24 protein-coding genes are annotated in these 21,901 nt (G+C 71.0%); 12 read left to right on the top strand and 12 right to left on the bottom strand.

All coding sequences use genetic code 11. From position 1 onward, the window contains the following. Positions 1 to 7: 7 nt before the first annotated feature. The 3 genes from JMJ55_RS23570 to JMJ55_RS23560 all read right to left on the bottom strand — a co-directional run bounded on the left by JMJ55_RS23570 (position 8) and on the right by JMJ55_RS23560 (position 1,519). Positions 8 to 382, bottom strand: a complete 375-nt coding sequence (locus JMJ55_RS23570) for a cupin domain-containing protein (RefSeq protein ID WP_202828065.1) — start codon at positions 380 to 382, stop codon at positions 8 to 10. A gap of 3 nt (positions 383 to 385) precedes the next feature. Further along, the gene (locus JMJ55_RS23565; RefSeq protein ID WP_202828064.1) at positions 386 to 1,126 is read right to left on the bottom strand and encodes a Crp/Fnr family transcriptional regulator; all 741 of its coding nucleotides are present in this window, start codon (positions 1,124 to 1,126) and stop codon (positions 386 to 388) included. 156 nt (positions 1,127 to 1,282) lie between these two features. Continuing rightward, positions 1,283 to 1,519: a hypothetical protein gene (locus tag JMJ55_RS23560; RefSeq protein WP_202828063.1), complete on the bottom strand. Its 237-nt coding sequence runs from the start codon at positions 1,517 to 1,519 to the stop codon at positions 1,283 to 1,285. A gap of 365 nt (positions 1,520 to 1,884) precedes the next feature. Here JMJ55_RS23560 and JMJ55_RS23555 point away from each other — a divergent pair, with 365 nt between their 5' ends. Beyond that, on the top strand, positions 1,885 to 2,577 hold the full coding sequence (locus JMJ55_RS23555) for a hypothetical protein (protein ID WP_202828062.1): 693 nt from the start codon (positions 1,885 to 1,887) through the stop codon (positions 2,575 to 2,577). A gap of 217 nt (positions 2,578 to 2,794) precedes the next feature. Here the strand turns inward: JMJ55_RS23555 and JMJ55_RS23550 are convergent, their stop codons facing one another. After that, positions 2,795 to 3,220 carry a hypothetical protein gene (locus JMJ55_RS23550; RefSeq protein ID WP_202828061.1) on the bottom strand — a complete coding sequence of 142 codons (426 nt, stop codon included), beginning with the start codon at positions 3,218 to 3,220 and terminating at the stop codon, positions 2,795 to 2,797. A 58-nt stretch (positions 3,221 to 3,278) separates the two neighbouring features. On the opposite strand from JMJ55_RS23550, the gene JMJ55_RS23545 reads away from it, so the two are divergent. From JMJ55_RS23545 to JMJ55_RS23520, 6 genes are read left to right on the top strand one after another with little or no spacing between them, the layout of a single operon-like run. Beyond that, on the top strand, positions 3,279 to 4,730 hold the full coding sequence (locus JMJ55_RS23545) for an LLM class flavin-dependent oxidoreductase (protein WP_202828060.1): 1,452 nt from the start codon (positions 3,279 to 3,281) through the stop codon (positions 4,728 to 4,730). Further along, a complete protein-coding gene (locus JMJ55_RS23540) occupies positions 4,727 to 5,683 on the top strand; it encodes a Bug family tripartite tricarboxylate transporter substrate binding protein (protein WP_202828059.1) in 957 nt (318 codons plus the stop codon). Before JMJ55_RS23545 ends, JMJ55_RS23540 begins: the two co-directional genes overlap by 4 nt. Position 5,684: 1 nt before the next feature. Beyond that, positions 5,685 to 6,554 carry a phosphate/phosphite/phosphonate ABC transporter substrate-binding protein gene (locus JMJ55_RS23535; protein ID WP_202828058.1) on the top strand — a complete coding sequence of 290 codons (870 nt, stop codon included), beginning with the start codon at positions 5,685 to 5,687 and terminating at the stop codon, positions 6,552 to 6,554. Between the two features lie 7 nt (positions 6,555 to 6,561). Further along, a complete protein-coding gene (gene phnE / locus JMJ55_RS23530; protein ID WP_328702766.1) occupies positions 6,562 to 7,308 on the top strand; it encodes a phosphonate ABC transporter, permease protein PhnE in 747 nt (248 codons plus the stop codon). Between the two features lie 15 nt (positions 7,309 to 7,323). Next, the gene (locus JMJ55_RS23525; RefSeq protein WP_202828056.1) at positions 7,324 to 7,965 is read left to right on the top strand and encodes an ATP-binding cassette domain-containing protein; all 642 of its coding nucleotides are present in this window, start codon (positions 7,324 to 7,326) and stop codon (positions 7,963 to 7,965) included. Next, positions 7,953 to 8,852 carry a metallophosphoesterase family protein gene (locus tag JMJ55_RS23520; protein WP_202828055.1) on the top strand — a complete coding sequence of 300 codons (900 nt, stop codon included), beginning with the start codon at positions 7,953 to 7,955 and terminating at the stop codon, positions 8,850 to 8,852. Before JMJ55_RS23525 ends, JMJ55_RS23520 begins: the two co-directional genes overlap by 13 nt. Here JMJ55_RS23520 and JMJ55_RS23515 read toward each other — a convergent pair. From JMJ55_RS23515 to JMJ55_RS23495, 5 genes are all read right to left on the bottom strand, one after another. Continuing rightward, entirely contained in the window at positions 8,813 to 9,742 is a 930-nt protein-coding gene (locus JMJ55_RS23515; protein WP_202828054.1) for a MoeA family protein, read from the bottom strand. The two genes, JMJ55_RS23520 and JMJ55_RS23515, sit on opposite strands and share 40 nt — an antisense overlap. Next, positions 9,739 to 10,830: a molybdenum ABC transporter ATP-binding protein gene (gene modC, locus JMJ55_RS23510; RefSeq protein WP_202828053.1), complete on the bottom strand. Its 1,092-nt coding sequence runs from the start codon at positions 10,828 to 10,830 to the stop codon at positions 9,739 to 9,741. The genes JMJ55_RS23515 and modC overlap by 4 nt, the downstream gene beginning before the upstream one ends. After that, positions 10,830 to 11,519, bottom strand: a complete 690-nt coding sequence (gene modB / locus JMJ55_RS23505; RefSeq protein WP_202828052.1) for a molybdate ABC transporter permease subunit — start codon at positions 11,517 to 11,519, stop codon at positions 10,830 to 10,832. The genes modC and modB overlap by 1 nt, the downstream gene beginning before the upstream one ends. A gap of 88 nt (positions 11,520 to 11,607) precedes the next feature. Further along, the gene (locus JMJ55_RS23500) at positions 11,608 to 12,057 is read right to left on the bottom strand and encodes a hypothetical protein (protein WP_202828051.1); all 450 of its coding nucleotides are present in this window, start codon (positions 12,055 to 12,057) and stop codon (positions 11,608 to 11,610) included. 156 nt (positions 12,058 to 12,213) lie between these two features. Continuing rightward, on the bottom strand, positions 12,214 to 12,624 hold the full coding sequence (locus tag JMJ55_RS23495) for an ester cyclase (RefSeq protein ID WP_202828050.1): 411 nt from the start codon (positions 12,622 to 12,624) through the stop codon (positions 12,214 to 12,216). Positions 12,625 to 12,800: 176 nt separating this feature from the next. Between JMJ55_RS23495 and dinB the strand changes: the two genes are divergently transcribed. Together dinB and JMJ55_RS23485 are read left to right on the top strand one after the other, a co-directional pair. Then, positions 12,801 to 13,880, top strand: a complete 1,080-nt coding sequence (gene dinB, locus JMJ55_RS23490) for a DNA polymerase IV (RefSeq protein ID WP_202828049.1) — start codon at positions 12,801 to 12,803, stop codon at positions 13,878 to 13,880. Positions 13,881 to 14,077: 197 nt separating this feature from the next. After that, entirely contained in the window at positions 14,078 to 14,488 is a 411-nt protein-coding gene (locus tag JMJ55_RS23485; RefSeq protein ID WP_202828048.1) for a response regulator, read from the top strand. Between the two features lie 100 nt (positions 14,489 to 14,588). On the opposite strand, the gene JMJ55_RS23480 is transcribed toward JMJ55_RS23485, so the two are convergent. The 3 genes from JMJ55_RS23480 to JMJ55_RS23470 all read right to left on the bottom strand — a co-directional run bounded on the left by JMJ55_RS23480 (position 14,589) and on the right by JMJ55_RS23470 (position 18,185). Then, complete coding sequence (locus JMJ55_RS23480; protein WP_202828047.1) at positions 14,589 to 16,331, bottom strand: sensor histidine kinase; 1,743 nt, start codon at positions 16,329 to 16,331, stop codon at positions 14,589 to 14,591. Between the two features lie 205 nt (positions 16,332 to 16,536). Then, a complete protein-coding gene (locus JMJ55_RS23475) occupies positions 16,537 to 17,541 on the bottom strand; it encodes an inorganic phosphate transporter (protein WP_202828046.1) in 1,005 nt (334 codons plus the stop codon). Beyond that, positions 17,541 to 18,185: a DUF47 domain-containing protein gene (locus JMJ55_RS23470; RefSeq protein WP_202828045.1), complete on the bottom strand. Its 645-nt coding sequence runs from the start codon at positions 18,183 to 18,185 to the stop codon at positions 17,541 to 17,543. Before JMJ55_RS23470 ends, JMJ55_RS23475 begins: the two co-directional genes overlap by 1 nt. A 131-nt stretch (positions 18,186 to 18,316) precedes the next feature. Between JMJ55_RS23470 and JMJ55_RS23465 the strand changes: the two genes are divergently transcribed. The 3 genes from JMJ55_RS23465 (at position 18,317) to JMJ55_RS23455 (ending at position 21,764) form a co-directional block, all read left to right on the top strand. After that, entirely contained in the window at positions 18,317 to 19,114 is a 798-nt protein-coding gene (locus JMJ55_RS23465; RefSeq protein ID WP_202828044.1) for an enoyl-CoA hydratase-related protein, read from the top strand. A gap of 124 nt (positions 19,115 to 19,238) precedes the next feature. Further along, a complete protein-coding gene (gene ggt, locus JMJ55_RS23460; protein ID WP_236033974.1) occupies positions 19,239 to 20,894 on the top strand; it encodes a gamma-glutamyltransferase in 1,656 nt (551 codons plus the stop codon). A 147-nt stretch (positions 20,895 to 21,041) separates the two neighbouring features. Then, positions 21,042 to 21,764 (top strand): transposase, encoded by a 723-nt coding sequence (locus JMJ55_RS23455; RefSeq protein ID WP_202828043.1) that lies wholly within the window; start codon positions 21,042 to 21,044, stop codon positions 21,762 to 21,764. Positions 21,765 to 21,901: the final 137 nt, after the last annotated feature.

Here is a 21,901-nt window from a genome sequence, read left to right as displayed (position 1 = left end):
AGGAGGGTCAGGCGGGGTTGCCGCCGCTGCCGGAGCTGTCCCGCTCACCCATCGCGGCGGCTGGCCCGACCGAGATGCGCCAGAGGCGCAGCTCGCCGTCCAGCCGCTCGAACCGATGCGCCTCGCCGCCGGGCACGAAGACCAGGTCGCCCGCCGTGCATTCCTGCGCCGCCTCGCCCTGGCGGAGCAGGCCGAAGCCCGAGACGACCAGGTAGAGGGTGCCGGCGGCCGCCATGCCCGGGCCATCGGCCTCCGCGCCCTCCGCCGCGCCGATCTCCAGCACGGCATCGCCGACCGGCAGGCGGATCCGCAGCGCCTCCCGCACCTCGGACCAGGGAAGCCGCTCGGCGGCCGCGGTCAGGTTGACGAGCCGCTGCGCCACGGCTCAGATCAGCCCCTTCAGCCGCCGTCCCGCCTCGCTGTCCGGCTCGTCATGGGCGCGGTCGTAATGGAGGTGGTTCGCCGTGAAATGCGCGGCCTGCCGCAGCCCCGCGGCGTCGCGGATCGTCCAGCGCCGGCCCTCGGCCAGGATCAGCCCTTCCTCCCGCAGCCGCTGCAGCATGCGGTTGATATGCACCGGGGTCAGCCCCGTGGCATCCGCCAGGTCGGATTGGGTGACGGGGAAGTCGAAGCGCCCATCCTCCGCCAGCCCGACCGCGCGCAGGCGGAGGAAGACTTCGTAGATGAGGAAGGCGAGGCGCGAATAGGCATCGCGCCGGCCCGCATCGATGATGCGCTCGCGCAATATGCCCTCGTCCTGCAGGGCGCTCCACCACAGCGCCAGGGCGACCGATGGCCGGTTGAGGAGAAGGTCCGTCACCACCTCGCCCGGGATCGCGGCGACCAGGCTCGGCGACAGGGTGCCGATGCTGTGGTCCATCTGCTTCAGGATGAAGACCTCGGCATCGCAGGGATCGCCGGGCACCAGGAAGGCCATGATCTGGCGGGTGCCGTTCTCCAGCAGCTTGTAGCGGCAGGCGAGGCCCGAGAGGACGATATGGATCTCGGGCGAGTGCTCGCCCTCGCGGATGACGTCCTCGCGCGCCTCATAATGGCGTTGCCGCCTTTCTGTGAGGCTCTCCAGCAGCCGCCGGTCTTCCTCCGGAAAGCGCCGGAACTGCTCCATCCGTGCGATCCAGGGTTGCCCATGCGCTTCCTGTCTTCCTGCCGCCCGGCCCTCGCGGTGGGCATTCGATACAGGCAACGTCCGGGCCCGGCATTGGTGCCATGGCCAGGGGAAGCCGGCCAAGGGGTCGGCTGGGGAAGGCTCCGCGGGCCTGCCTCACCGGTGCGACGGAAGGTGGCGATCCCGGCGCCGATGCGCGACCTCGCGGGCCTCGGCCGCAGCCATCAGGGCCTGGCAACGCTCGGTACGCTCCACTGTCGCGGCGCGAAGGCGCTCGGCATTGGTCCGGCTCTGGACCAGGGTATCCCTGGCCTGCTCCAGCGCCTCGCGGCAGCGGGCGGCGGCGATCTTGGCCCGGGCCAGGGCCCGCTGCGCCTGCCGGATCGGATCCATGTCCTCCATCCCAGGCACCTCCCCGTTCGCGCTCGGGCCGGTGCGGCTGCTGGCGCGGTTTCAAGGATACCGGGGCAGCGACGGCGGCGCGCTAAACTGGGTTAGAGCAACCGTTAATCGAGCGGGAGCACCGATTGGCATGTTCTGGCTAGCAGTACAGAAGGTCAGGCCGTTTCCGCGACTAGCCCGAACGGAAACCGGTTTAGGGCTCGACCAAGAACGGCAGAAGATTGTATTGCAGAATTGCAATGGACCCTTGGCGTGGATATTCTAAGGCTCGCAGCAAACTCTCAGGTGGGTGGTAAACAACTAAATAAAACCGAAACCGGGATCAAAGGCTGAGGAAATTGAAAATAAATCAGCCGGTGCACAACGAGGAAAAAATGCCAGATAGTCAAAATCTTCTCACAAAAGCCATAACTTACAGTTTATCTCCGTTTTTCATTGGCATTGGATTGTATTTTTCGGATATCGACCAGCGCTTGCCTTTCTGGTTGCTGGGCCATCGATCATTCATCACGCATAGCCTTATTCTTCCTGCTATTGCTGTAGTATTATTTTTTCATAGCGGCAACAATAGTCGGACCGACGGTGTTTTTAATCCGCTTTTATCTTTCTTCCTGGCGTGCTTCGTGTTTGGGCTGTCACTACACCTGATTGCTGACTGCTGGCCTGAAAATTGGGATAAGACGTTTTCCCATGTTCGCTGGCCATTTGGGCTCCCATACTGGGGAGTGGCGGTTTCTTACGGCTTTCTGATAGTCAACGGCGCTGCTGCCATAGGATGGTCCGAATGGCTTCTGCGTAGCGAAAGTTGGACGCAAACGCTCATTCGAGCCGTGATCTTTGCGACGGTTCTGGTCTCCTATGCATGGGGCGGCGAAAAGAAGCCTTCCCTGATCATTGTCATGGGTGCGTTATGGATTATAGCGTTTCTGTGCGCGCGCGGCGTTGTGCCATTCTTCAGCCGAAGATACTCATGGCTTGGTTCGCGTTCTAAAGCACCAGCTTCGCTACAGGTCGCATCTGCTGAGCAGCAGCCAGTTGTGTCCCAATGATGACCCAAGGTTCAGCATGCTTTCAACCGCCTGGCGGATCGCTAACCCTGAAACGCTGCAATTAACCCGAACCTTTAGGCTCAGGGGACAAGGAGGACAGGCGACCTAAATAGCTCGCCTGCATGGCCAGAAAGGCTCGTATGCATTGAGGCTGTGGGTTTATCCTATTTACAGGATAGACCTTCGGGCCACTTTTAAGCGGAGATGCGCTGCACTACTAAGCCCGCCGATACGGGTAGCAGCTCGCCCGGTCGAGCGTGGTCCTGACGTGCCGGGCGAGGATGCCGATCGAATCGCCATGCGCCGGATAGGGGTCGCGATTGTCCTGCCCGACCACGATCGGGCGGAAGACCAGGTCGCTCGGCTGCAGGGGCGGCAGCATGGCGGTCACCAGCGGCGTGCCCTCATTGTCGCGCAGGGTCAGGAAGCGCGGCATCGCCCGCCGGACATGGGTCGCCCGGCGGATCTCCTGTTCGATGAAGGGGATGCCGTCCGGGCTGAAGGAATGCGCGGCCGCATCCTGCGCCCGCCGGTAGTGCTTCTCCACCGCATGGCCCATCAGCCGGGATTCCTCCGCGGCTTCGGCCTCCGTCTCGATCTGGAACCAGCTTTGCCCGTCCGCGGCGTCGCATACGAAGCGCATGGCATCTCCCCGCCTGTGGTCTCCGGCCACCCTACCGGCTGCGGCGCGGTGCGTGAACATGATCGTATACGATAATGCCGCGACACCCGGCTGGCGCATCCCCGTTGCCAAACCCGCCCGAACCGGCTGCACTCCCCCTGCATCCTTCGAGGGAGCCGCCGCCATTCCGATGATCCTCGCCGCCAATGCGAATGCCCAGGGCTCCCATGTCGGCGAATGGCGCCACCGGGATGCCTGGGACCGCCCGGCCAGCAACCTCCAGAACGCCATCCGCCTCGCCCGGATCGCCGAGGAAGGGAAGTTCGACCTGCTCTTCCTCGCCGACGGCAACGGCGTCCGCAACCTCGACAAGCCGGACCTCTTCGCCGCCACCAGCCCCTCCGACCGCCCGGCGGTGTTCGAGCCGGTGACGCTGCTCTCGGCGCTGGCCATGGTGACGGAGCATATCGGCCTCGTCGCCACCACCACCACGACCTATGACGAGCCCTTCGCGGTGGCGCGGCGCTTCGCCTCGCTCGACCATATCAGCGGCGGGCGGGCGGGCTGGAACCTCGTCACCACCTCCAACCCCGGCGACGCGCTGAATTTCAGCAAGGAGGCGCATGCGCCGCGCGAGGACCGCTATGCCCGCGCCGGGGAATTCGCCGAGATCGTCAAGGGGCTCTGGGATTCCTGGGCCGATGACGCCTTCCCGCAGGACAAGGCCAGCGGCCGCTTCCTCGATCCCTCGCGCGTGCATGCGCTGAACCACAAGGGCGCGCATTTTGCGGTGGCCGGCCCGCTCAACGCGCCGCGCCCGGTGCAGGGCCATCCGGTGATCTTCTCCGCCGGCCAGTCGGAGATGGGGAAGGAGCTCTCGGCGCAGCATGCCGATTGCGTCTTCGCCATCGAGGGCACGATCGAGCGCGCCCGCGCCCTCTATGCCGATCTCAAGGGCCGGCTGCCGCGCCATGGCCGCACGGCGGACAGCCTCAAGATCCTCAGCGGCGTCACCATCTTCGCCGCCGAGACGGCGGCGGAGGCGGATGCGCTGTTCCAGGAGCTGGAGGACCTCGTCTCCCCCGCGGTCGGGCTCGACTACCTCTCGAAGATGATCGGCCACCGCATGGCGGGCTACCCGCTGGACGGTCCGATGCCCGATCTGGAGGACGAGCATGTCGGCCCCACCGGGATCGGCAAGGCGATCCTCGGCGTGGCGCGGGCCGAAGGGCTGACGGTGCGCCAGACCTACAAGCGCATCCTGCCGCAGATGGCCGGCAACCTGTTCAAGGGCAGCGCCCTGCAGGTCGCCGACCAGATGGAGGAATGGTACCGCACCCAGGCCTGCGACGGCTTCATGATCGCCGCCCCCGTGGTGCCCACGGGGCTCGAGCGCTTCATCCGCCTGGTGGTGCCGGAACTTCGCCGCCGCGGCCTGTTCCGCCACGAGTATGAGGGGCGGACGCTGCGCGACAATCTCGGCCTGCCGCGCCCGGCCAACCGCTTCTTCGCCCCGGGAGGCGCCGCATGATCCGCCGCCGCGCCCTGCTCGGCGCCCTCGCCCTGCCCGCCGTCGCGCGGGCCGAGACCTGGCCCAGCCGCACGATCCGCGTCGTCGTCCCCTTCGCGCCCGGCGGCGCCACCGACCTCATCGCCCGGCTGGTCGCCGAGAGGCTGGCCGGCCCGCTCGGCCAGCAGGTGGCGGTGGAGAACCGGGCCGGGGCCTTCGGCATCCTCGGCGCCGATGCGGTGGCGAAGGCGCCGGCCGATGGCTACACGCTGCTCGCCGGCAGCCCGGGGCCGATGGCGGTCAATCCTTTCGTCTACAAGACCCTGCCCTATGATCCGGTGCGGGATCTCTGCGGCGTCTCCATGGTGGCGACCATCCCCTATGTGATGATCGTCCCCGCCTCGCTCGGCGTCGGCTCGGTGCAGGAATTCCTGGCGCTCGCCCGGTCGCGGCCGGGGACGATCAATTTCGCCACCTCCGGCATGGCCTCCCGCCTCACGGTCGAGATGTTCCGCGCGCTGGCGGGCGGCGTGCCGATGGAGATGGTGCAGTATCGCGGCGGCGCCCCGGCGCGGACCGACCTGCTGGCGGGCCGCATCCAGCTTGTCATCGAGCAGGCGCCCTCCTTCCTCGAGGATTTCCGCGCCGGCACGCTGCGGCCGCTGGCGGTCGGCGGGGCGAAGCGCTTCGCCCTGCTGCCCGATGTGCCGACGCTGCAGGAATCCGGCCTCGCGGGCTATGAGGCCGCGGCCTGGCTCGGCTATGCCGCCCCCGCCGGCACCCCGCCCGCCATCCGCGCCCGCCTCGCGGCCGAAATCGACCGCATCCTGCTGCTGCCCGAGGTGCGCGAGCGTTTGGCGAGCTGGGGCGCCGAGCCGGTCGGCGGCCCGCCCGAGGCGATGGACGCCCTGCTCGCCGCCGAACGCGCCCGCTGGGGCGAGGTGGTGCGGATGGCCGGGATCGAAAAGGAGTAGGATGACCCCCACCCGCCGCCTGATCCTGGCCTCGGCCGGGCTGCTTGCCGCCCCGGCCCTGGCCCCCTCGGCCCTTGCCCAGGGCGCCCCGCTGCGCTGCGCCGTCGGCCCCTTCCAGCCGACCGCCGGCGATACCCGCCGCGCCTATGAGCCCTTCTTCGCCCATCTCGCCCGGACGATCGGCCGGCCCTTCGAGCTGACCGTCACCACCGACTGGGCCGGCATCGCCGTCGCCCTCGCCAATGCCCAGGTGGACCTCGCCTGGATGGGGCCCTGGGGCTTCATCCTCGCCAAGGACCGCGCCCGGGCCGAGGCGCTGGCCGTGGTGCAGTACCAGGGCCGGCCGACCTACCAGGCGATCATCATCGCCCGGCCGGAACTGCCGATCGCCCGCTTCCCGGAGGATGCGAAGGGGATGTCGATCTCCTTCGCCGATGCCGGCTCGACCAGCGGCTGGCTGATCCCGCATTACTGGTTCAGGACCCAGGGCATCGATCCGCGCAGCTACTTCCGCTACCGCGACGGCGCCTCCCACCCCGCCAACGACCTGGCTGTCGCCACCGGGCAGGTCGATCTCGCCACCGACTATGACCGCAACCTCGCCGCGATGATCGCCGCCGGGCGGCTGCGGGAGGATCAGGTGCGGATCGTCTGGCGGTCCAACCCGCTGCCGAACGACGCGCTGGCGGTGCGCGACGGGATCGATCCCGGCCTGCGCACGGCGCTGCGCGAAGCGGCGCTCGGCCTCGATGCGGCGACGGCGGCGCGGGTCATGCCGGCGAACTACACCGGCTGGGTCGCCGCCACGCCGGACAGCTATGCGATGATCGAGGCCGCGGGCCGCGCCCTCGGCCGCATCGGCGGCGGCTGAGGCGCCGATCCGCCGCCTTCTTCTCTTGCTGGCGCTGGCGGCGCTCTATGCCGCCTGCATCGCGGTGGTGCAGCCGGACCTGCCGCGGCTCTGGGCCGGGCTGCCGCGGCTGGCGCGCTGGCTGGCCGGGGCCTTCCCGCCCGATTTCTCCGGCCTGCCCGACCTGCTGCGCCGCGCCGCCGAGACGGTGGCGATCGCGACGCTGGGCACCAGCCTCGCCGCGCTGCTCGCCCTGCCGCTGGCGCTGCTGGCGGCGCGGCCGGTCGCGCCCCTGCCGCTGCTCTATCACCCCGCCCGCGCCCTGCTCGACGCGCTGCGCGGCATCGACGGCTTCGTCTTCGCCCTGATCTTCGTCGCCGCTGTCGGCCTCGGCCCCTTTGCCGGCATGCTGGGCGTCGCGCTGCATTCCGCCGGCTCCATCGCCAAGCTCTGGTCCGAGGCGCTGGAGACTGCCGACCCGGCGCCGCTGGAGGCCGCGCTTTCGGCCGGCGGCAGCCGCGCCCAGGCCGCCGCCGTGGTGCTGCTGCCGGAGACGCTGCCGCAGATCCTCTCGGCCCTGCTCTATGTCTGGGAGTTCAACATCCGCGCCTCCACCGTGCTCGGCCTGGTCGGCGCCGGCGGGCTGGGGCAGGAGCTGAAGAATGCGGTCGACCTGCTCGACTTCGCCCGCGTCCTGGCGATCCTTCTGATCATCATCGCCCTGGTGCTCGCCGCCGACCGCCTCTCCGCCGCGCTGCGCCGCAGGCTGGCCTGAATGCCAGGAGGACTGGTGCCAAGGGGCCTGGTGGTGGCGGGGCTCGACCTCGCGCTGGGCGGGAGGCCGGTGCTGCGCGGGGTCGGCCTCGCGGTCGCACCCGGCGAGGTGGTGGCGCTGGAGGGTCCCTCCGGTGCCGGCAAGACCAGCCTGCTGCGCGCCGCCGCCGGCCTGCTGCCGCATCGCGGCACCATCCGCGCCGGGGGCGGCCGCCCGGCCCTGGTCTTCCAGCAGCATGCCCTGGCCGGGCGGCTGAGCGCGCGGGACAATGTGCTGGTCGGCGCGCTGGGCCGGCTCGGCTTCTGGCGCCCGGCGCTCGGCCTCTGGCCGGCGGCGGAGCGCGCGGCGGCCGAGGCCTGCCTGGCCCGGGTCGGCCTCGCCGGCCTCGGCCCCCGCCGCGCCGCGCATCTCTCGGGCGGCCAGCGCCAGCGCGTCGCCATCGCCCGCGCCCTGCTGCAGCGCGCCCAGGTCCTGCTGGCCGATGAGCCCGTCGCCAGCCTCGACCCCCAGAATGCCGAGGCGATCCTCGCCCTGCTGCGGGCGCTGGCGCGGGAGGAGGGGCTGGCCATACTGGTCAGCCTGCACCAGCCGGAACTGGCGCGGCGCTTCGCCGACCGGCGGCTGCGGATCGAGGAGGGGCAGGTATGGGAAGGCTGATGGATCCGGGCGAGGCGCCGCTGCTCTGCTTCGGCGGGCCCTATTCCAACCGCCAGGCCCTGGACGCCCTGCTGGCCGAGGCGGCGCGGCGCGGCATCCCGCCCGCGCGCATGCTCTGCACCGGCGATGTCGTCGCCTATTGCGCCGACCCCGCCGCGACCCTCGACCGGATGATCGCGGCCGGCATCCCGACGGTGATGGGCAATTGCGAGGAGAGCCTCGCCGCGGGCGGTGAGGATTGCGGCTGCGGCTTCGAGGAGGGGACCGCCTGCGACCTGCTCTCCCGCGGCTGGTTCGCCCATGCGTCGCGCCAGGTGACGCCCGCCCAGCGCGCCTGGATGGGCGCCCTGCCACGGCGGATCGAACTGCGGATCGGCGGCCGGCGCCTCATGGCCATCCATGGCGGGGCGGCCAGCATCAACCGCTTCCTCTTTGCCTCCGCCCCCGATGCGGTGCTCGCGGAGGAGATCGCGGCGACCGGCGCCGAGGGGGTGATCGCCGGGCATAGCGGCATCCCCTTCACGCGGCTGGTCGGGGGCCGGCTCTGCCAGGATGCCCTTTGGCACAATGCCGGTGCCATCGGCATGCCGGCGCATGACGGCACGCCGCGGGTCTGGTTCTCCCTTCTCACGCCCGAGGCCGGCGGCCTGCGCATCGAGCACCACGCGCTGGACTACGACCACGCCGCCGCGGCGCGGGCGATGCGCGCGGCCGGGCTGGCCGAGGGTTATGCGGCGGCGCTGGAGGGCGGGATCTGGCCCTCGGAGGATGTGCTGCCGCCGGAGGAACGCGCCGGGCGCGGCCAGCCGCTCGACCTGCGGCCGGTGCTCTGGGCATCGCCGCGACGTCAGGGCGCCTCCACCTCCACCTCCGTCCCCGCCTCGTAGCCCTCCCGCCCCGCCGGCACGGTCAGCAGGGCCGCGACCAGTCCGAGGGGCGGCGCCGGCGCGCCATCGGCACCGAGCGCCACCAGTTCCGTGAAGCCGATCGGCGAGGCGATCTTCCGCGCCAGCCGCATCCGCTGCCGTGGCGGCGGTGCCCGTCCCGCCAGGGCCCGCAGCGCCGGCCGGGCCAGCAGCCACCAGCCGGCCAGCATCGCCTCCGGCTCGGCCGGCAGCAGCAGGGCAGGGGCGCCGTCCAGCCGCCCGACCGCCAGCCCCTCGCCCGGCCGGGTGGCGATGGCGGGAAGCAGCAGCGGGTCGGGCGTCGCGCCGACGGCCAGGACGAGGTCGGGCGCGGCCTCCACCACCTCCGCCCCCTCGGCCCGGACCAGCGCCGCCAGCAGCCCCGCCCCGCGCAGCGCGATGCGCGGCACCCGGACCTCCACTGCCGCGATCCCCGCCGCCGCCAGCAGCAGGTCCGCCGGGGCCAGGAGATGCCCGGCGGGACGCAGCTCCGCCCCCGCCGCCGCCAGCTCCCCGGCCAGCCGCACGCCCTCGCCGGGCGCCACCGGCTCCAGCACCGCGCCATCCTCCAGCGCGAAGGGCGGCAGCACCGCATCCGTCCCCGGCGGCAGCGCCTCTCCCGGCACGACCCAGGCAAGGCCGGGCAGGGGCAGCGGCGCATAGGGGCCGGCCCCCTCGGTCAGGGCCGAGGCCACCGCCCAGCCCTCGCGCAGCGCGACCGGGGCGGGCGGCAGCGGCCCCGGCGCCCGCAGCGGCGCCGCCAGCACATGGTCGATCGCCCGGTCCAGCGGCAGGCGGCGCGGCGCGACCGGCGCCGTGGGCAGCAATGCCCGCGCCTCCTCCAGCGGGGCGAGCCGCGGCGGCGCGCTCATGCCGCCACCGCCGCATGGTCGAAGGCAACCGACTTCACCAGCGCGAAGACCGCCATCCCCGGCGCCAGGCCGAGCCGCGCCTGACTATCGCGGGTGATGCGCGCAAGCAGCGGCGTCGGCCCGACCAGCAGGCGCAGCAGCACCTCCGCCTCGCCGGCCGGGGCGATGCTCTCCAGCCTGCAGGGCAGGATATTGTGCATGGACACCCCCCGCGGCGCCTCCAGCGCCACCGCCACGTCGCGGGCGCGCAGCCGCAGCCGCAGCCGCGCCCCGACCGCGAGGCCCAGCCGCTGCGCCACCTCCAGCGCGCCGCCTTCGAAGCCGAGCCGGGTCAGGCCGCGCGCCGCATCCTGCGCCAGCACGGTGCAGCCGATCAGCGCCCCCGCATCCCGCCGCCGGGCCAGCGCCGGGAGGTCGGGCCGCGCCGCCAGCGCCTCCACCGGCCCCTCCGCCAGCACCCGCCCCGCCTCCAGCAGCACCAGCCGGTCGGCCAGCGCATCCACCTCCTCCAGCGCATGGGTGACGTAGAGGATCGGCAGCCCGGCGGCGTCGCGCAGCCGGGCAAGGAAGGGCAGCACCTCCGCCCGCCGCGCCGCATCCAGCGAGGCCAGCGGCTCATCCATCAGCAGCAGGCGCGGCCGCGCCAGCAATGCCCGGCCGAGCGCCACCCGCTGCCTCTCCCCGCCCGACAGGCCGAGAGGCCGCCGGCCGAGCAGCGCGCCGAGGCCGAGCAGCGCCACCACCTCCTCGACACTTGGCCCGGTCGCATCGCGCGGCGCACGGCGCAGCCCGTAGCGCAGGTTGGAGGCGACGCTGAGATGCGGGAAGAGCCGCGAATCCTGGAACACCACGCCGCAGCGCCGCCGCTCCGGCGGCAGGGCGATCCCGCGCGCGGTATCGAGCAGCACCGCGCCATCCAGCGCGACGCGCCCCGCTTCCGGCCGCAGCAGCCCGGCAATGGCCGCGAGGATGGTGGATTTCCCGCAGCCCGAGGGGCCGAACAGCGCCGTCACCCCCGGCCCGGGCGAGGCGAACTCCGCGTCCAGCGCGAAGCCGGGGAAGCGGTGGCGCAGCGCGACTTCCAGCATCAGGTGCGGCCGATCCAGCGGCCGAGCCGCCGCCCGGCCAGTTCCGCCAGCAGCAGCCCGGCCAAGGCGAGCGCGAAGGAGACCAGGGCCAGCCGCCCCGCCGCCGCCTCGCCCCCCGGGGTCTGGGTCGCGGCATAGATCGCCAGCGGCAGGGTCTGGGTCTCGCCGGGGATGTTGGAGGCGAAGGTGATGACCGCGCCGAATTCGCCGAGGCCCGCGGCGAAGGCGGTGACGGCGCCGGCGAGGATCCCGGGCGACATCAGCGGCAGGGTCACGGTGAGGAAGCGGTCCAGCGGCCCGGCGCCGAGGGTCCGCGCCGCCGCCTCCAGCCCTGGATCGAGCCCTTCCAGCCCGAGCCGCACGCTGCGCACGATCAGCGGGAAGGACATCACCGCGGTGGCCAGCGCCGCGCCCCCGGTGGTGAAGACGAGGCGGATGCCGAACCAGTCGTTCAGCACCGCGCCGACCGGGCCGCGCAGCCCGAACAGCATCAGGAGGCCCCAGCCGACCACGACCGGCGGCACCACCAGCGGCAGATGGACCAGCGCATCCAGCAGCATCCGGCCGGGGAAGCGCCCGCGCGCCAGCGCCCAGGCCACCAGCACCGCCGGCAGCAGCGAGACCAGCACCGACCGCCCGGCCACCGCCAGGCTGAGCCGCACGGCCTCCCATTCCTCCGGCGAGAGCATCGCGGATCCCTTCGCTGCGCTGCCGGACGCATAGCCTGCGATCGCGCCGGGTGGAAAGCCGGGGCGCGGATGGCCGGCGCAGCCCAGGTCAGCGCAGGTGATGCACGGCGATCGACAGACCGGGCGTGAGCCTCACCTGGGCTTCGCTGACGGGGAGGAGACCATAGGAGATGATCCCCTGATGCATGCCGCCGCTCTTCACCAGGAAGAATCCGTCGAAGACATAGCCACCATGCTCCCAGCGATAGCCGGAATTGGCGACGACCTCGATCGACCCGACCCGCTTCGGGTCATGGGGCAGGTAGATCGCCACCTGGCCATTGGTCTCGGTCACCTGCAGCCCGGACCGGCCGGTATTGGCCGCGGCCGAAAGCTTGAGGCCGATGACCTTGTCCAGGTTGTCGCTGATGAACTCCTCGAACTGGGCGAAATTCTCCTGGGTCAAGGCGCCCTCGAGCTGGCTGATGGCGACCTGGGCGCTTGCCTGGCTGGCGCGGAGAGTAATGACCGAGCACAGAAGGATGGTTCTTCGCTGCATCGACATCCCCGTCCTCCGGCAAGCTGCGCATCGCAATCACCTATCATGGTCCCTTGCGGAATGCGCCCGGCGCCCCTCATGGGCCGCCGGCGCCTCGAGCCTGTCTGTTGGGTGATTGCGCAGGTGCGCCTCGGTCGCCGCCGCCCCGCCCCTGCGTCAGGCCCAGCCGAGTTCCTTGAGTGCGTAGCCGTCGTTCCAGACCTTCGTCATGTGCGTGATCTTCCCGTCCTGGAACCGCATGACGTAGACATAGTCCGTGCGCGTCGTCCTGCCGGTCGGCGGGACCGGGCCGCCCGCCTTGTGCGTGCCGATGAAGGTGGCGAAAGCGCAGACCTGCCCGCGCTCGGGATCCTCGGCAAAGGCCTTCAGCTCGTAGGTGCCGTCGGTCAGGACGGTGAGGATGCCTTTCATCCACTCGGTGTACTGCTGCAGTGTCGTCACATCCGCCAGCGCGCCGGCCTGCGCCGCGAAGGTCGCGCCCTCTGCGCAGGCAGGGCGGCATGCCTCCCAGCCCTGGCCGGTCTCACAGGCTTCGAAGAAGGCTCTCGCAGTCTCCATGTTCGACATGACGTCCTCCTAGATGCACGCATCATGGCCTCGGCGCCTGTCGCGACCCTAGGCGCCTGGGCCCACCAACCTCAAGCATCGCGGTCGGCCATCCTTGGGGGCCACGCATCCTGGCCGGGTGGCAATGCCACGTCCCCGGCCCGGGACATCGGCGGCGGCAATGCTATCCTCCCCCCGTGACCTCGCCGCTCCGCAAGATCTGCCATGTGGATCTCGACGCCTTCTATGCCAGCGTCGAGCAGCGCGACGATCCCGCGCTGCGCGGCCGCCCCGTCGCGGTCGGCGGCTCGGCCGAGCGCGGCGTCGTCGCGGCGGCGAGCTATGAGGCGCGGCGCTTCGGCGTCCGCTCCGCCATGCCCTCCATCCAAGCCCGGCGGCTCTGCCCGGAGCTGGTCTTCGTGCCGCCCCGCTTCGACACCTACCGCGCCATCTCCCGCCAGATCCGCGCGATCTACGAGGAGTACACGCCGCTGGTCGAGCCGCTCTCGCTCGACGAGGCCTATCTCGACGTCACCGAGAACCGCAAGGGCATCCCTTGGGCCAGCCGCATCGCCACCGAGATCCGGGCGGCGATCCTGCAGGAGACCGGCCTCACCGCCTCGGCCGGCGTGTCCTACAACAAATTCCTCGCCAAGCTCGCCTCCGACCAGCGCAAGCCGAACGGGCAATTCGTCATCACGCCGGAGACGGGGCCGGATTTCGTCGCCGGCCTCCCGGTCTCGCGCTTCCACGGCATCGGCCCGGCGACGGCGGCGAAGCTCGAGGGCTTGGGCATCCGCACCGGGCGGGAGCTGCGGGACTGCCCACCCGCCCTGCTGCTGCGGCATTTCGGCAAGGCAGGGGCGCATTTCCACGCCATCGCCCATGGCATCGATGAACGCCCGGTGCAGCCCGACCGGCCGCGCCGCTCCTCGGGCAGCGAGACCACCTATGCGCGCGACCTCGCCACGCCGGCGGCGGTGGAGGAAGGGATCCGGGCCCTGGCGGAGGAGGTCTGGGACTGGTGCGCGCGGAACCGCTGGTTCGGCCGCACGGTGACGGTGAAGCTGCGCTACACGGATTTCCGCACCCTGACCCGCAGCCGCACCCGCGCCGCCCCGGTCGAGAGCGGCGAGGTGCTGGCCGGCCTGGCGCTGGAGCTGGTGCGGGGCCTTTTCCCGCTGGCGAAGCCGGTGCGCCTGCTGGGCGTGACCGTCTCCGCCGCCGAGGAAGGGCCCGCGGACCCGGCGCAGCCGAGCTTCGATTTCGGCGGCTGACAGGGGGAGGCTGTCGCCACCGCCGTGATTTGTATTGCGTCTTAGCAAGGTATACGAAGTTAGATAAACACGCGGAATTGTCGCGTTCCGGTCAAGATATTGGACACTCTTGTCGCCTAATAGTTGCATTACTTTTCATTGGATCATCCTCCGGACCCAAGGTGCGGTGTCGTATGTCTGCCCGTGATGGAACGCGCATGATCGCCCTCCTGGTGGAGGACGAGGCCCTGATCTCGCTCGCGCTGCAGGACCTGCTGGAGGCGGAGGGGTTTGAGACGGTCGTCGCCTATACCGAGGCGGAGGCGACGCAGGCCGTACCGGACGGGCTGACGGTCGCCATCGTCAACCTGGCGCTCGATGTCGAGCTCGGCGGCAAGCGCGTGATCCGCCACCTGCGCGAGCGCATCCCGCACCTGCCGGTCGTGGTCGTGACGGGCTATGACAGCACGACGCCGGAGGCGGATCTGCGGGGCCTCGGCGGGCCGACGGTGCGCTTCCTGAAGCCGGCCGATTTCGGCGGCCTCGCCGCCGCGCTGCGCGGCGTGATCGAGGCTGGAAAGTCGCCGCCGGGGCCGCATCCGCGACGGCGGCGGACGGATCAGGCCTAGGGCCGCCTCGGCCTGCGGTCCAGGCCCGTCAACGGGATTCCCAGGCTGCTGCATCTCGGCCCTCTGCAACGGCCGCCATCCACCTCGCCGCGGCCGTCACCTACGGGCTGTGAGCCCAAACCCCAGGCCGCGGCCCGGCAACCATGGTTTCGGCCCCCTGCCTGGACCGCAGCGGCATGGACAGCCGGAATTGCAGGCCCGAGGGCTGGTAGTCGGCGGCAACGGTGGCACCGAGCTGCCGCGCCAGGCCGCGCTGGATCATCTGGGTTCCGAAGCCTGTCCGCGCCGGGGCCTTCGTGGGCGGTCCATCGGCTTCCTGCCAGAGCAGGTCCAGCTGCGGTGCAGGATCTCCATCCCTGGTCCGCACCTGCCAGCTGACCGCCAGCCTGCCGCCGGGCACGGATAAGGCGCCGTATTTGGCGGCATTGGTGGCAAGCTCATGCACGACCATCCCCAACGCGACCACCTGTTGTGCGGGGATGTTGACCGGCGGGCCATCCAGGGTGATGCGCTGCCTTCCGGCGTCGGTATGCATCGACAGCTCGATCTGCAGCAGGTCGCGCATGTCGGCGCCCGCCCAGTTCGTGCTGGTCAGCAGGTCTTGGGTGCGGGCCAGCCCGTCGAGCCGCTTGACGATCTGCTCACGGTAGGTCTCGACATCCGTCGCGCCGCGCGCAGTGAGGGTGGCGATCGCCTGCACCGTCGCCAGGGTATTCTTCACCCGGTGATTCAGTTCCAGCAGGATCAGCCGCCGGCGCTCATCCGCCGCCGCGCGCTCCAGCGCCGCCCGGGCCAGCGCCTCACCGACCTCGTTGACTTCCCGGATGGGTGTGCTGGCCGGACGCACCACCTCGCCTTCCGAGAAGGAGGCACCCGCCGCGGCCAGGGCATGGATGGCGCTGGCCAGCCTGGAGCCGAGGACCCAGGCGGCCAGCAGCGACATCCCGAGCAAGGCAGAACCGATGGCCGCGCCGGCCAGCAGCACCCGGCGCACCGGCGCCTGCATCTGCTCGATCGGCGCGGTGACCACCACGCCCCAGCCAACATCCAGCAACCGCCTGGCGGCGAAGAAGGCCTCCTCCTCGTCGCGGTTCACCACATTGCCCTGGGCCGAGCCACCGAGCGGCGGCAGCGCGTCCCCCTGGGTTGCAGGCCGGCCGACGGCCTCATCGTGACGGCGGGAGCGCGCCAGGATGACGCCGTCCTGATCGGTGACGGCCGTGGCCCATCCGGCCGGCGTCGCCATGCCTTCCAGCACGCCCTGCAACCGCCGGACGGGAACGCTGAGATGCAGCATGTAAATGACCCTGCCGTCCCGCAGGACCGGGGTGACCACGGCGAAGCTGTGCGTCCTGCCGGTGAGCCCGACATAGTGGCCGGTGATCACGGGCCGCCGGCTGTTGATGACGCGGCTGTCCCAGGCGGTGAGGCTGGAGCGGTTCGGCAGGGCGCCTCCCCAGGGCACCAGGGTGTTGGCCAATTGCTGCCCGCTGGTATTCCGCAGGATGACCGGAATGCCCACCGCCTGCATCAGCTCGGAGGCCTGCTGGTGGAAAGCCTGGTAGTTGCCCTCGTCCAGCGCGCGGGAGACGGTGAGGGCCTGCAGTGTCTCCATCAACCCCAGAAGCTCGCGCTGGATGACGATGAGGGCGGCATCGGCATGGGACACGACCTGAGCCTGGAAGCGGCTGCGCTCCAGCTCGACGGTCCGTTGCGCCAGGACGCCCGCCAGCAGCAGCACCGGCCCCAGCACCGTCGCCACCAGCAGCAGCATGTAATGCCGGACCGTCGTCCCTCGCCTCACGGGGCCCAGGGAAGGTGCTGCCTCACCATGTGCGGCCATGCGTCGCGTGTAGTTCCTGATGGTCCGCTGTGCCCAACGGAATTCCCTGAGTTCCGCAGATATAGCAAAAATATCCAATACGCAACGATTTGCGGTGCCTTAAGTCAGTTTCAAATGCCGGAATGACCGATGGCAAGCGCTCCCGGTGTGCTGCACCGTACAGTCGGGATACTGCTTTGGAAAAAGACCCGAATGGGCCTTCGAACTATCCGAACACCCCCGCCAGCGCATAGACCGCCGCCCCGATCGCCGCCGCCGCCGGCAGGGTCACCACCCAGGCGACCACGATGTTGCTCGCTACGCCCCAGCGCACCGCCGTCGTCCGTCGCGCCGCGCCGACGCCGACGATCGCCCCGGTGATGGTATGCGTGGTCGAGACCGGCACGCCGAGACCCGTCGCCAGGAACAGCGTCAGCGCCCCGCCCGTCTCGGCGCAGAAGCCCTGCACCGGCGTCAGCCTCGTGATGCGCGACCCCATGGTGCGGACGATCCGCCAGCCGCCCATCAGCGTCCCGAGCGCCATCGCCGCCTGGCAGGACAGCACCACCCAGAGCGGCACATGGAACCCGCCCTCCAGCACCCCCTGCGAGAAGAGCAGCACGGCGATGATGCCCATGGTCTTCTGCGCGTCATTGCCGCCATGCCCGAGCGAATAGGCGGCGGCCGAGGCGAATTGCAGGTGCCGGAACAGCCGGTCCACCCGGAAGGGCGTGGTCCGCGCGAAGCCCCAGGACACCACCAGCACCAGGACCAGCGCCAGCACCAGCCCGATCAGCGGCGAGAGCAGGATCGCCGCCATGGTCTTGCCGAGCCCCGACCAGACCACCGCCCCGACCCCCGCCTTCGCCACCCCGGCGCCGAGGATGCCCCCCACCAGCGCATGCGAGGAGGAGGAGGGGATGCCGAGCACCCAGGTGATGACGTTCCAGGCGATGGCGCCGACCAGCGCGCCGAAGATCACCCGCGCATCCACCACCTGCGCCGCGACGATGCCGGTGCCGACCGTCTCCGCCACATGCAGGCCGAAGAAGAGGAAGGCGATGAAGTTGAAGAAGCCGGCCCAGAGCACGGCGTATTGCGGCTTCAGCACCCGGGTCGAGACGATGGTGGCGATGGAATTGGCTGCGTCGTGCAGCCCGTTCAGGAAATCGAAGGCCAGCGCCACGGCGATGAGGCCCGCCAGCAGCGGGAAGGAGAGCACCGCCTCCATCAGACCTGCTCGACCACGATGCCCTCGATCGCATTCGCCGCGTCGTCGAAGCGGTCCACCACCTTCTCGAGCTGGTCGAGGATCTCGCGCGCCGCGATGAAGGCCAGCGCCCCTTCCGGCCGGGCCTGGCGATAGAGCGCCGCGACGCCCGCGTCATGCACCTCGTCCGCCTCGCCCTCCACCTGGCGGATCTGCTCGCAGAGCAGGTTGATCCGCGTCGCATTCGGCCCGATCGCGGCCAGCAGCGGCACCGCCTCGCGCAGCAGCTCCGCGCCACGGAGGATGGAGGTGCCGAGGCTCCGCGCCTCCTCCCCGAAATCCGTGAGGCCATAGAGCGCCAGCGCCTTGGCGGTCTTCTTCATCTGGTCGAGCGTATCGTCCATCCGGCCGATGAGGGTCAGGATGTCCTCGCGGTCGAAGGGGGTGATGAAGGTCCGGCGCACCGCCTGCACCACCTCCCGCGTCACCGCATCCGCCGCATCCTCCGCCGCCAGCACGGCGCCGTAATGGGCATGCGCCTCCGGGCCCCCGGCCAGCATCCCCTGCAGCTCCCGCGCGCCGAGCAGGATGGTGTCGGCATGGCGGGTGAAGAGGTCGAAGAACCCCTCCTCCCGCGGCATCAGGCGGCGGAACCAGGCGAGCATGGGCGATCCTTGGGCCGGGGCTGTCATCCATCTGTCACAGGATCGCCCGCACGGGCATCCCCGTTCCCGCCTCGGCGGGCTGACAAGCGCCGCCGGCCCGTCCACTCTCGCGGCCCTGGAGGACCAAGCCCGTGAAACTGGACCCGCTCGAGACGCTCAGCCTCGAAACCCCCGCGCCCCATGTGCTGGTGGTGCGGCTCAACCGCCCTGCCGTCTCGAATGCGCTCAACACGCAGATGGGCCTCGACCTCTATTCGGTCTGGTCCGGCCTGTTCCAGGATGCCGGGGATATCCGCTGCGTCGTCTTCGCCGCGGCCGGCGACCGCGCCTTCTGCGGCGGCGGCGACCTGAAGGAGCGGAACGGCATGACCGACGAGGCCTGGCGCCGCCAGCACGAGATCTTCGAGCGCGCCTTCTGGGCCCAGCTCGACTGCCCGATCCCGATCATCGCCGCGGTCAGCGGCCATGCCTATGCCGGGGGGCTGGAGATGGTCCTCGCCTCCGACTTCGCCTATGGCGTGGACACCGCCCGCTTCGCCCTGACCGAGGTCACCATCGGCATCATGCCCGGCGCCGGCGGCACCCAGACCCTGCCCCGCGTCGTCGGCGAGCGCCGCGCCAAGGAGATCATCCTGGCCGGCAAGCCCTTCACCGCCGCCCAGGCCGCAGACTGGGGCATCCTCAACAGCGTCTGCACGCGGGAGGAACTCTGGCCCGCCGTGATGGAGACGGCGACGGCCATCGCCGGCAATGCCCCGCTCTCGGTCCGCCAGGCCAAGAAGTCGATCCATTTCGGCCTGCAGATGGACATCCGCACCGCGCTGCGCTTCGAGATCGAGGCCTACAACCACCTGGTCGGCACCGAGGACCGCATCGAGGGCATCCGCAGCTTCAACGAGAAGCGCAAGCCCGTCTTCAAGGGCCGCTAGTTACGCCCACGACACCGCTGCGCGGCGTCGCGGGGGCCCCGATCAAAGCCTCCCGCCCAAGGCCTCGCACGCCTTCCGCGGCCAAGCCGCGGAAGGGCACCCAATGCCTGAAAGGCCGTCAGGAATGACCGAGAAGCACCCCGCCACCGCCGCCCGCGGCATGGTCGTGACCAACCACCCGCTCGCCTCCGCCGCGGGGGCCGAGATGCTGGCCGCCGGCGGCAATGCCATCGATGCCGGCGTCGCCGCCCTGTTCGCGCTCACGGTGGTGGAGCCGATGATGGTCGGCCTGCTCGGCGGCGGGATGACGCATCTCCGCCTGCCGGACGGAACGCACACCGTCCTCGACGGCCTCTCGACCGTGCCCGCCGCCGGCCGGCCGGACATGTATCGCCCCGTCTCGCAGGACTGGCCGGCGGCGCTGGAGACGGAGGGGCGAGAGAACAGCCTCGGCCCTCGCGCCGTCGCCGTGCCCGGCAACCTGCTCGCCTGGTGCGAGGCGCTGCGGCGCCATGGCCGCCTGCCCCTCGCCGAAGTCATGCAGCCTGCCATCCGCCTCGCCGAGGGCGGCTTCCGCGTCACCCCCTACCTCTCCGAATGCATCCGGGAGGTGGCGGCCGACCTCGCCCTCGACCCGGCCCTGGTCGCCCTGCTGCTGCCCGGCGGCAGGCCGCTCGCCCCCGGCGACCGCCTGGTCCAGGCCGAGGCCGCCGGGACCCTCCGCCGCATCGCCGCCGAGGGGCCGGGCGCGCTGCATGGCGGCCCGATCGGCGCCGCCGTCGCCGCCCATGTGCAGCGCCTCGGCGGGCTGCTGTCCGAGGCCGATCTCCGCGACGCCCGCCTGATCGAGCGTGCACCCGTGCGGGGGAGCTATCGCGGGGTCGAGGTGGTCGGGCCGCCGCCGCCTTCCTCCGGCGGCGTCCATGTCGTGCAGATGCTGAACGTGCTGGAGGGCTTCGACCTCCGCGCGCTTGGCTTCGGCACGCCCGAGACCTGCCATCTGATTGCGGAAGCGCTGAAGCTCGCCTTCGCCGACCGCGCCGCCGCGACTGCCGATCCGGATTTCGTCACCGTCCCGGTCGGGCGCCTGCTGTCGAAATCCTATGCGGTGGAACGGCGCGCCCTGCTCGACCGCAACCGGGCGCGGGACTGGCAGGCGGGCGTCGCCGCCGGGGAATCGCCCAACACCACCCATCTGACGGTCGCGGATGCCGAGGGCCATATCCTCTGCGCCACCCACACCATCAACAGCCTCTTCGGCGCCCGCTTCCTGGTGCCCGGCACCGGGCTGATCCCGAACAACTACATGGCCCTGTTTGACCCGCGGCCGGGCCATGCGCTGTCCATTGCGCCGGGCAAGCGCATCTCCACCAGCCAGGCGCCGCTGATCGCCCTTCGTGACGGCAAGCCCATCGTGGCCCTCGGCCTGCCCGGGGGGCTGCGCATCTTCGGCAGCGCCATGCAGGCGCTGATCGCCCTCCTCGACCACGGCATGAGCCTGCAGGAGGCGGTCGAGGCCCCGCGCATCTGGACCCAGGGCCAGGCGCTGGAGGTCGAGCCGGCCATCCCGGAGGCGACGCGCGCCGCGCTCTCGGCCATGGGGCATGAGGTGCTGCCCCTGCCGCATATCGGCGGCGGCATGTGCGCCATCCGCTTTCACCCGGACGGCATGCTGGAAGGCGCCGCCTGCTGGCGGGCGGATGGCACCGCCATCGGCGTCGGCGGCGGGCTGGCGCGCGAAGGGGCGCGCTTCTGGCCGGATGCGGCGCGGCGGGGGTAGCGCAGGCTGGAGGGGCGCTGCCCCTCCAAGCCACCCCGCCAGAGGCCGGAGGGCCTCTGGACACCAAGGGTTTGGGCAGGCTGTTTCGGGCTTGAAATAGGGTTATGTTCCTAGTATGTTCCCGCTCCGCAACCGGAGCCCGCCCCCATGCTCCTCCGCCGCCGCCAGCGCCGCCGCGCCGACCCCATCCCCGCCGGCATCATCCCCAAGGACTTCGTGACGCGGCACGACCTGCTGCGCCGGCTCTGCCTCGACCCGATCACCGGACTGACGCCGCCCCGGCCCTGGGCGCCGATGACCGATGCCGAATGGGCCGCGCTGGAGCCGGTGCTCGCCGGCATGGGCTGCGGCCTGCACGACCGCGGCCGGCCGCTCGACTGCACCCCACGCGAGCGCCTGGATGCCATCTTCCGCTGGGCCACCACCAAGCACAGGGGCGGACGCGCCCCCTGGCGCCTGCTGCCGGAGGAGTTCGGCAAGCCCGACACGGTCAGCCGGAGCTACCGCCGCTGGGCCAGGCAAGGCCTTTGGGCCCGGCTGCTGGTCGAACTGGCGCTCAAGCGCGAGGCGCTGGCCACGCTGGCCCACCGCCTCTGCTGCGCCTTCCGCCGTGCCATCCGCGTCATGGGCAGCCTGCGCTGCATTGTGCTGGCGAGGCGCCTGAAGCTCTTCTCGGCCCTGCCCGCGCCCTCGCAATACCTCCCCGATCCGGATTTGTCCGAAATCTACCGGGAAGTGCATCTGGCCTTCGCCGACTCCATGCTGAAGCGCCTCTGGTTCCCGCCCGCACGCCTCTTCCGCCTGCTCCGCTCCATGCACCGCATCGCCGGCGGCCGCGCCCGCATCCCAAAATGGATGGAACCGGCATGAGTACTAAACCCTGCCGGGTGGTTGATTTGGCCGCGGACGTGGCTCTATTCTTGCGGGCACGCAATCTGCTGCTGCGCAACCCGGGCTGCATCCTGCGCGGTCACGCCGCAGCCTGCCCCGGCCCGGCTGCCGGCCCA

This window comes from Belnapia mucosa (assembly GCF_016775475.1).
GTDB classification, from domain to species: domain Bacteria; phylum Pseudomonadota; class Alphaproteobacteria; order Acetobacterales; family Acetobacteraceae; genus Belnapia; species Belnapia mucosa.
Note: the sequence above shows the minus strand (reverse complement) of the source record. Positions and strands in the feature narration are given on the sequence as shown.

Bases quoted from the DNA above. Each gene is read 5' to 3' on its own strand.
- JMJ55_RS23550 (WP_202828061.1), bottom strand. From the start codon at position 3,220: ATGCGCTTCGTATGCGACGCCGCGGACGGGCAAAGCTGGTTCCAGATC.
- JMJ55_RS23540 (WP_202828059.1), top strand. From the start codon at position 4,727: ATGATCCGCCGCCGCGCCCTGCTCGGCGCCCTCGCCCTGCCCGCCGTC.
- JMJ55_RS23480 (WP_202828047.1), bottom strand. From the start codon at position 16,331: ATGGCCGCACATGGTGAGGCAGCACCTTCCCTGGGCCCCGTGAGGCGA.
- JMJ55_RS23475 (WP_202828046.1), bottom strand. From the start codon at position 17,541: ATGGAGGCGGTGCTCTCCTTCCCGCTGCTGGCGGGCCTCATCGCCGTG.
- JMJ55_RS23520 (WP_202828055.1), top strand. From the start codon at position 7,953: ATGGGAAGGCTGATGGATCCGGGCGAGGCGCCGCTGCTCTGCTTCGGC.
- JMJ55_RS23470 (WP_202828045.1), bottom strand. From the start codon at position 18,185: ATGCTCGCCTGGTTCCGCCGCCTGATGCCGCGGGAGGAGGGGTTCTTC.
- JMJ55_RS23500 (WP_202828051.1), bottom strand. From the start codon at position 12,057: ATGCAGCGAAGAACCATCCTTCTGTGCTCGGTCATTACTCTCCGCGCC.
- JMJ55_RS23485 (WP_202828048.1), top strand. From the start codon at position 14,078: ATGATCGCCCTCCTGGTGGAGGACGAGGCCCTGATCTCGCTCGCGCTG.
- ggt (WP_236033974.1), top strand. From the start codon at position 19,239: ATGACCGAGAAGCACCCCGCCACCGCCGCCCGCGGCATGGTCGTGACC.
- JMJ55_RS23560 (WP_202828063.1), bottom strand. From the start codon at position 1,519: ATGGATCCGATCCGGCAGGCGCAGCGGGCCCTGGCCCGGGCCAAGATC.
- JMJ55_RS23535 (WP_202828058.1), top strand. From the start codon at position 5,685: ATGACCCCCACCCGCCGCCTGATCCTGGCCTCGGCCGGGCTGCTTGCC.
- modB (WP_202828052.1), bottom strand. From the start codon at position 11,519: ATGCTCTCGCCGGAGGAATGGGAGGCCGTGCGGCTCAGCCTGGCGGTG.
- JMJ55_RS23455 (WP_202828043.1), top strand. From the start codon at position 21,042: ATGCTCCTCCGCCGCCGCCAGCGCCGCCGCGCCGACCCCATCCCCGCC.
- JMJ55_RS23545 (WP_202828060.1), top strand. From the start codon at position 3,279: ATGATCGTATACGATAATGCCGCGACACCCGGCTGGCGCATCCCCGTT.
- modC (WP_202828053.1), bottom strand. From the start codon at position 10,830: ATGCTGGAAGTCGCGCTGCGCCACCGCTTCCCCGGCTTCGCGCTGGAC.
- JMJ55_RS23565 (WP_202828064.1), bottom strand. From the start codon at position 1,126: ATGGAGCAGTTCCGGCGCTTTCCGGAGGAAGACCGGCGGCTGCTGGAG.
- JMJ55_RS23515 (WP_202828054.1), bottom strand. From the start codon at position 9,742: ATGAGCGCGCCGCCGCGGCTCGCCCCGCTGGAGGAGGCGCGGGCATTG.
- JMJ55_RS23495 (WP_202828050.1), bottom strand. From the start codon at position 12,624: ATGTCGAACATGGAGACTGCGAGAGCCTTCTTCGAAGCCTGTGAGACC.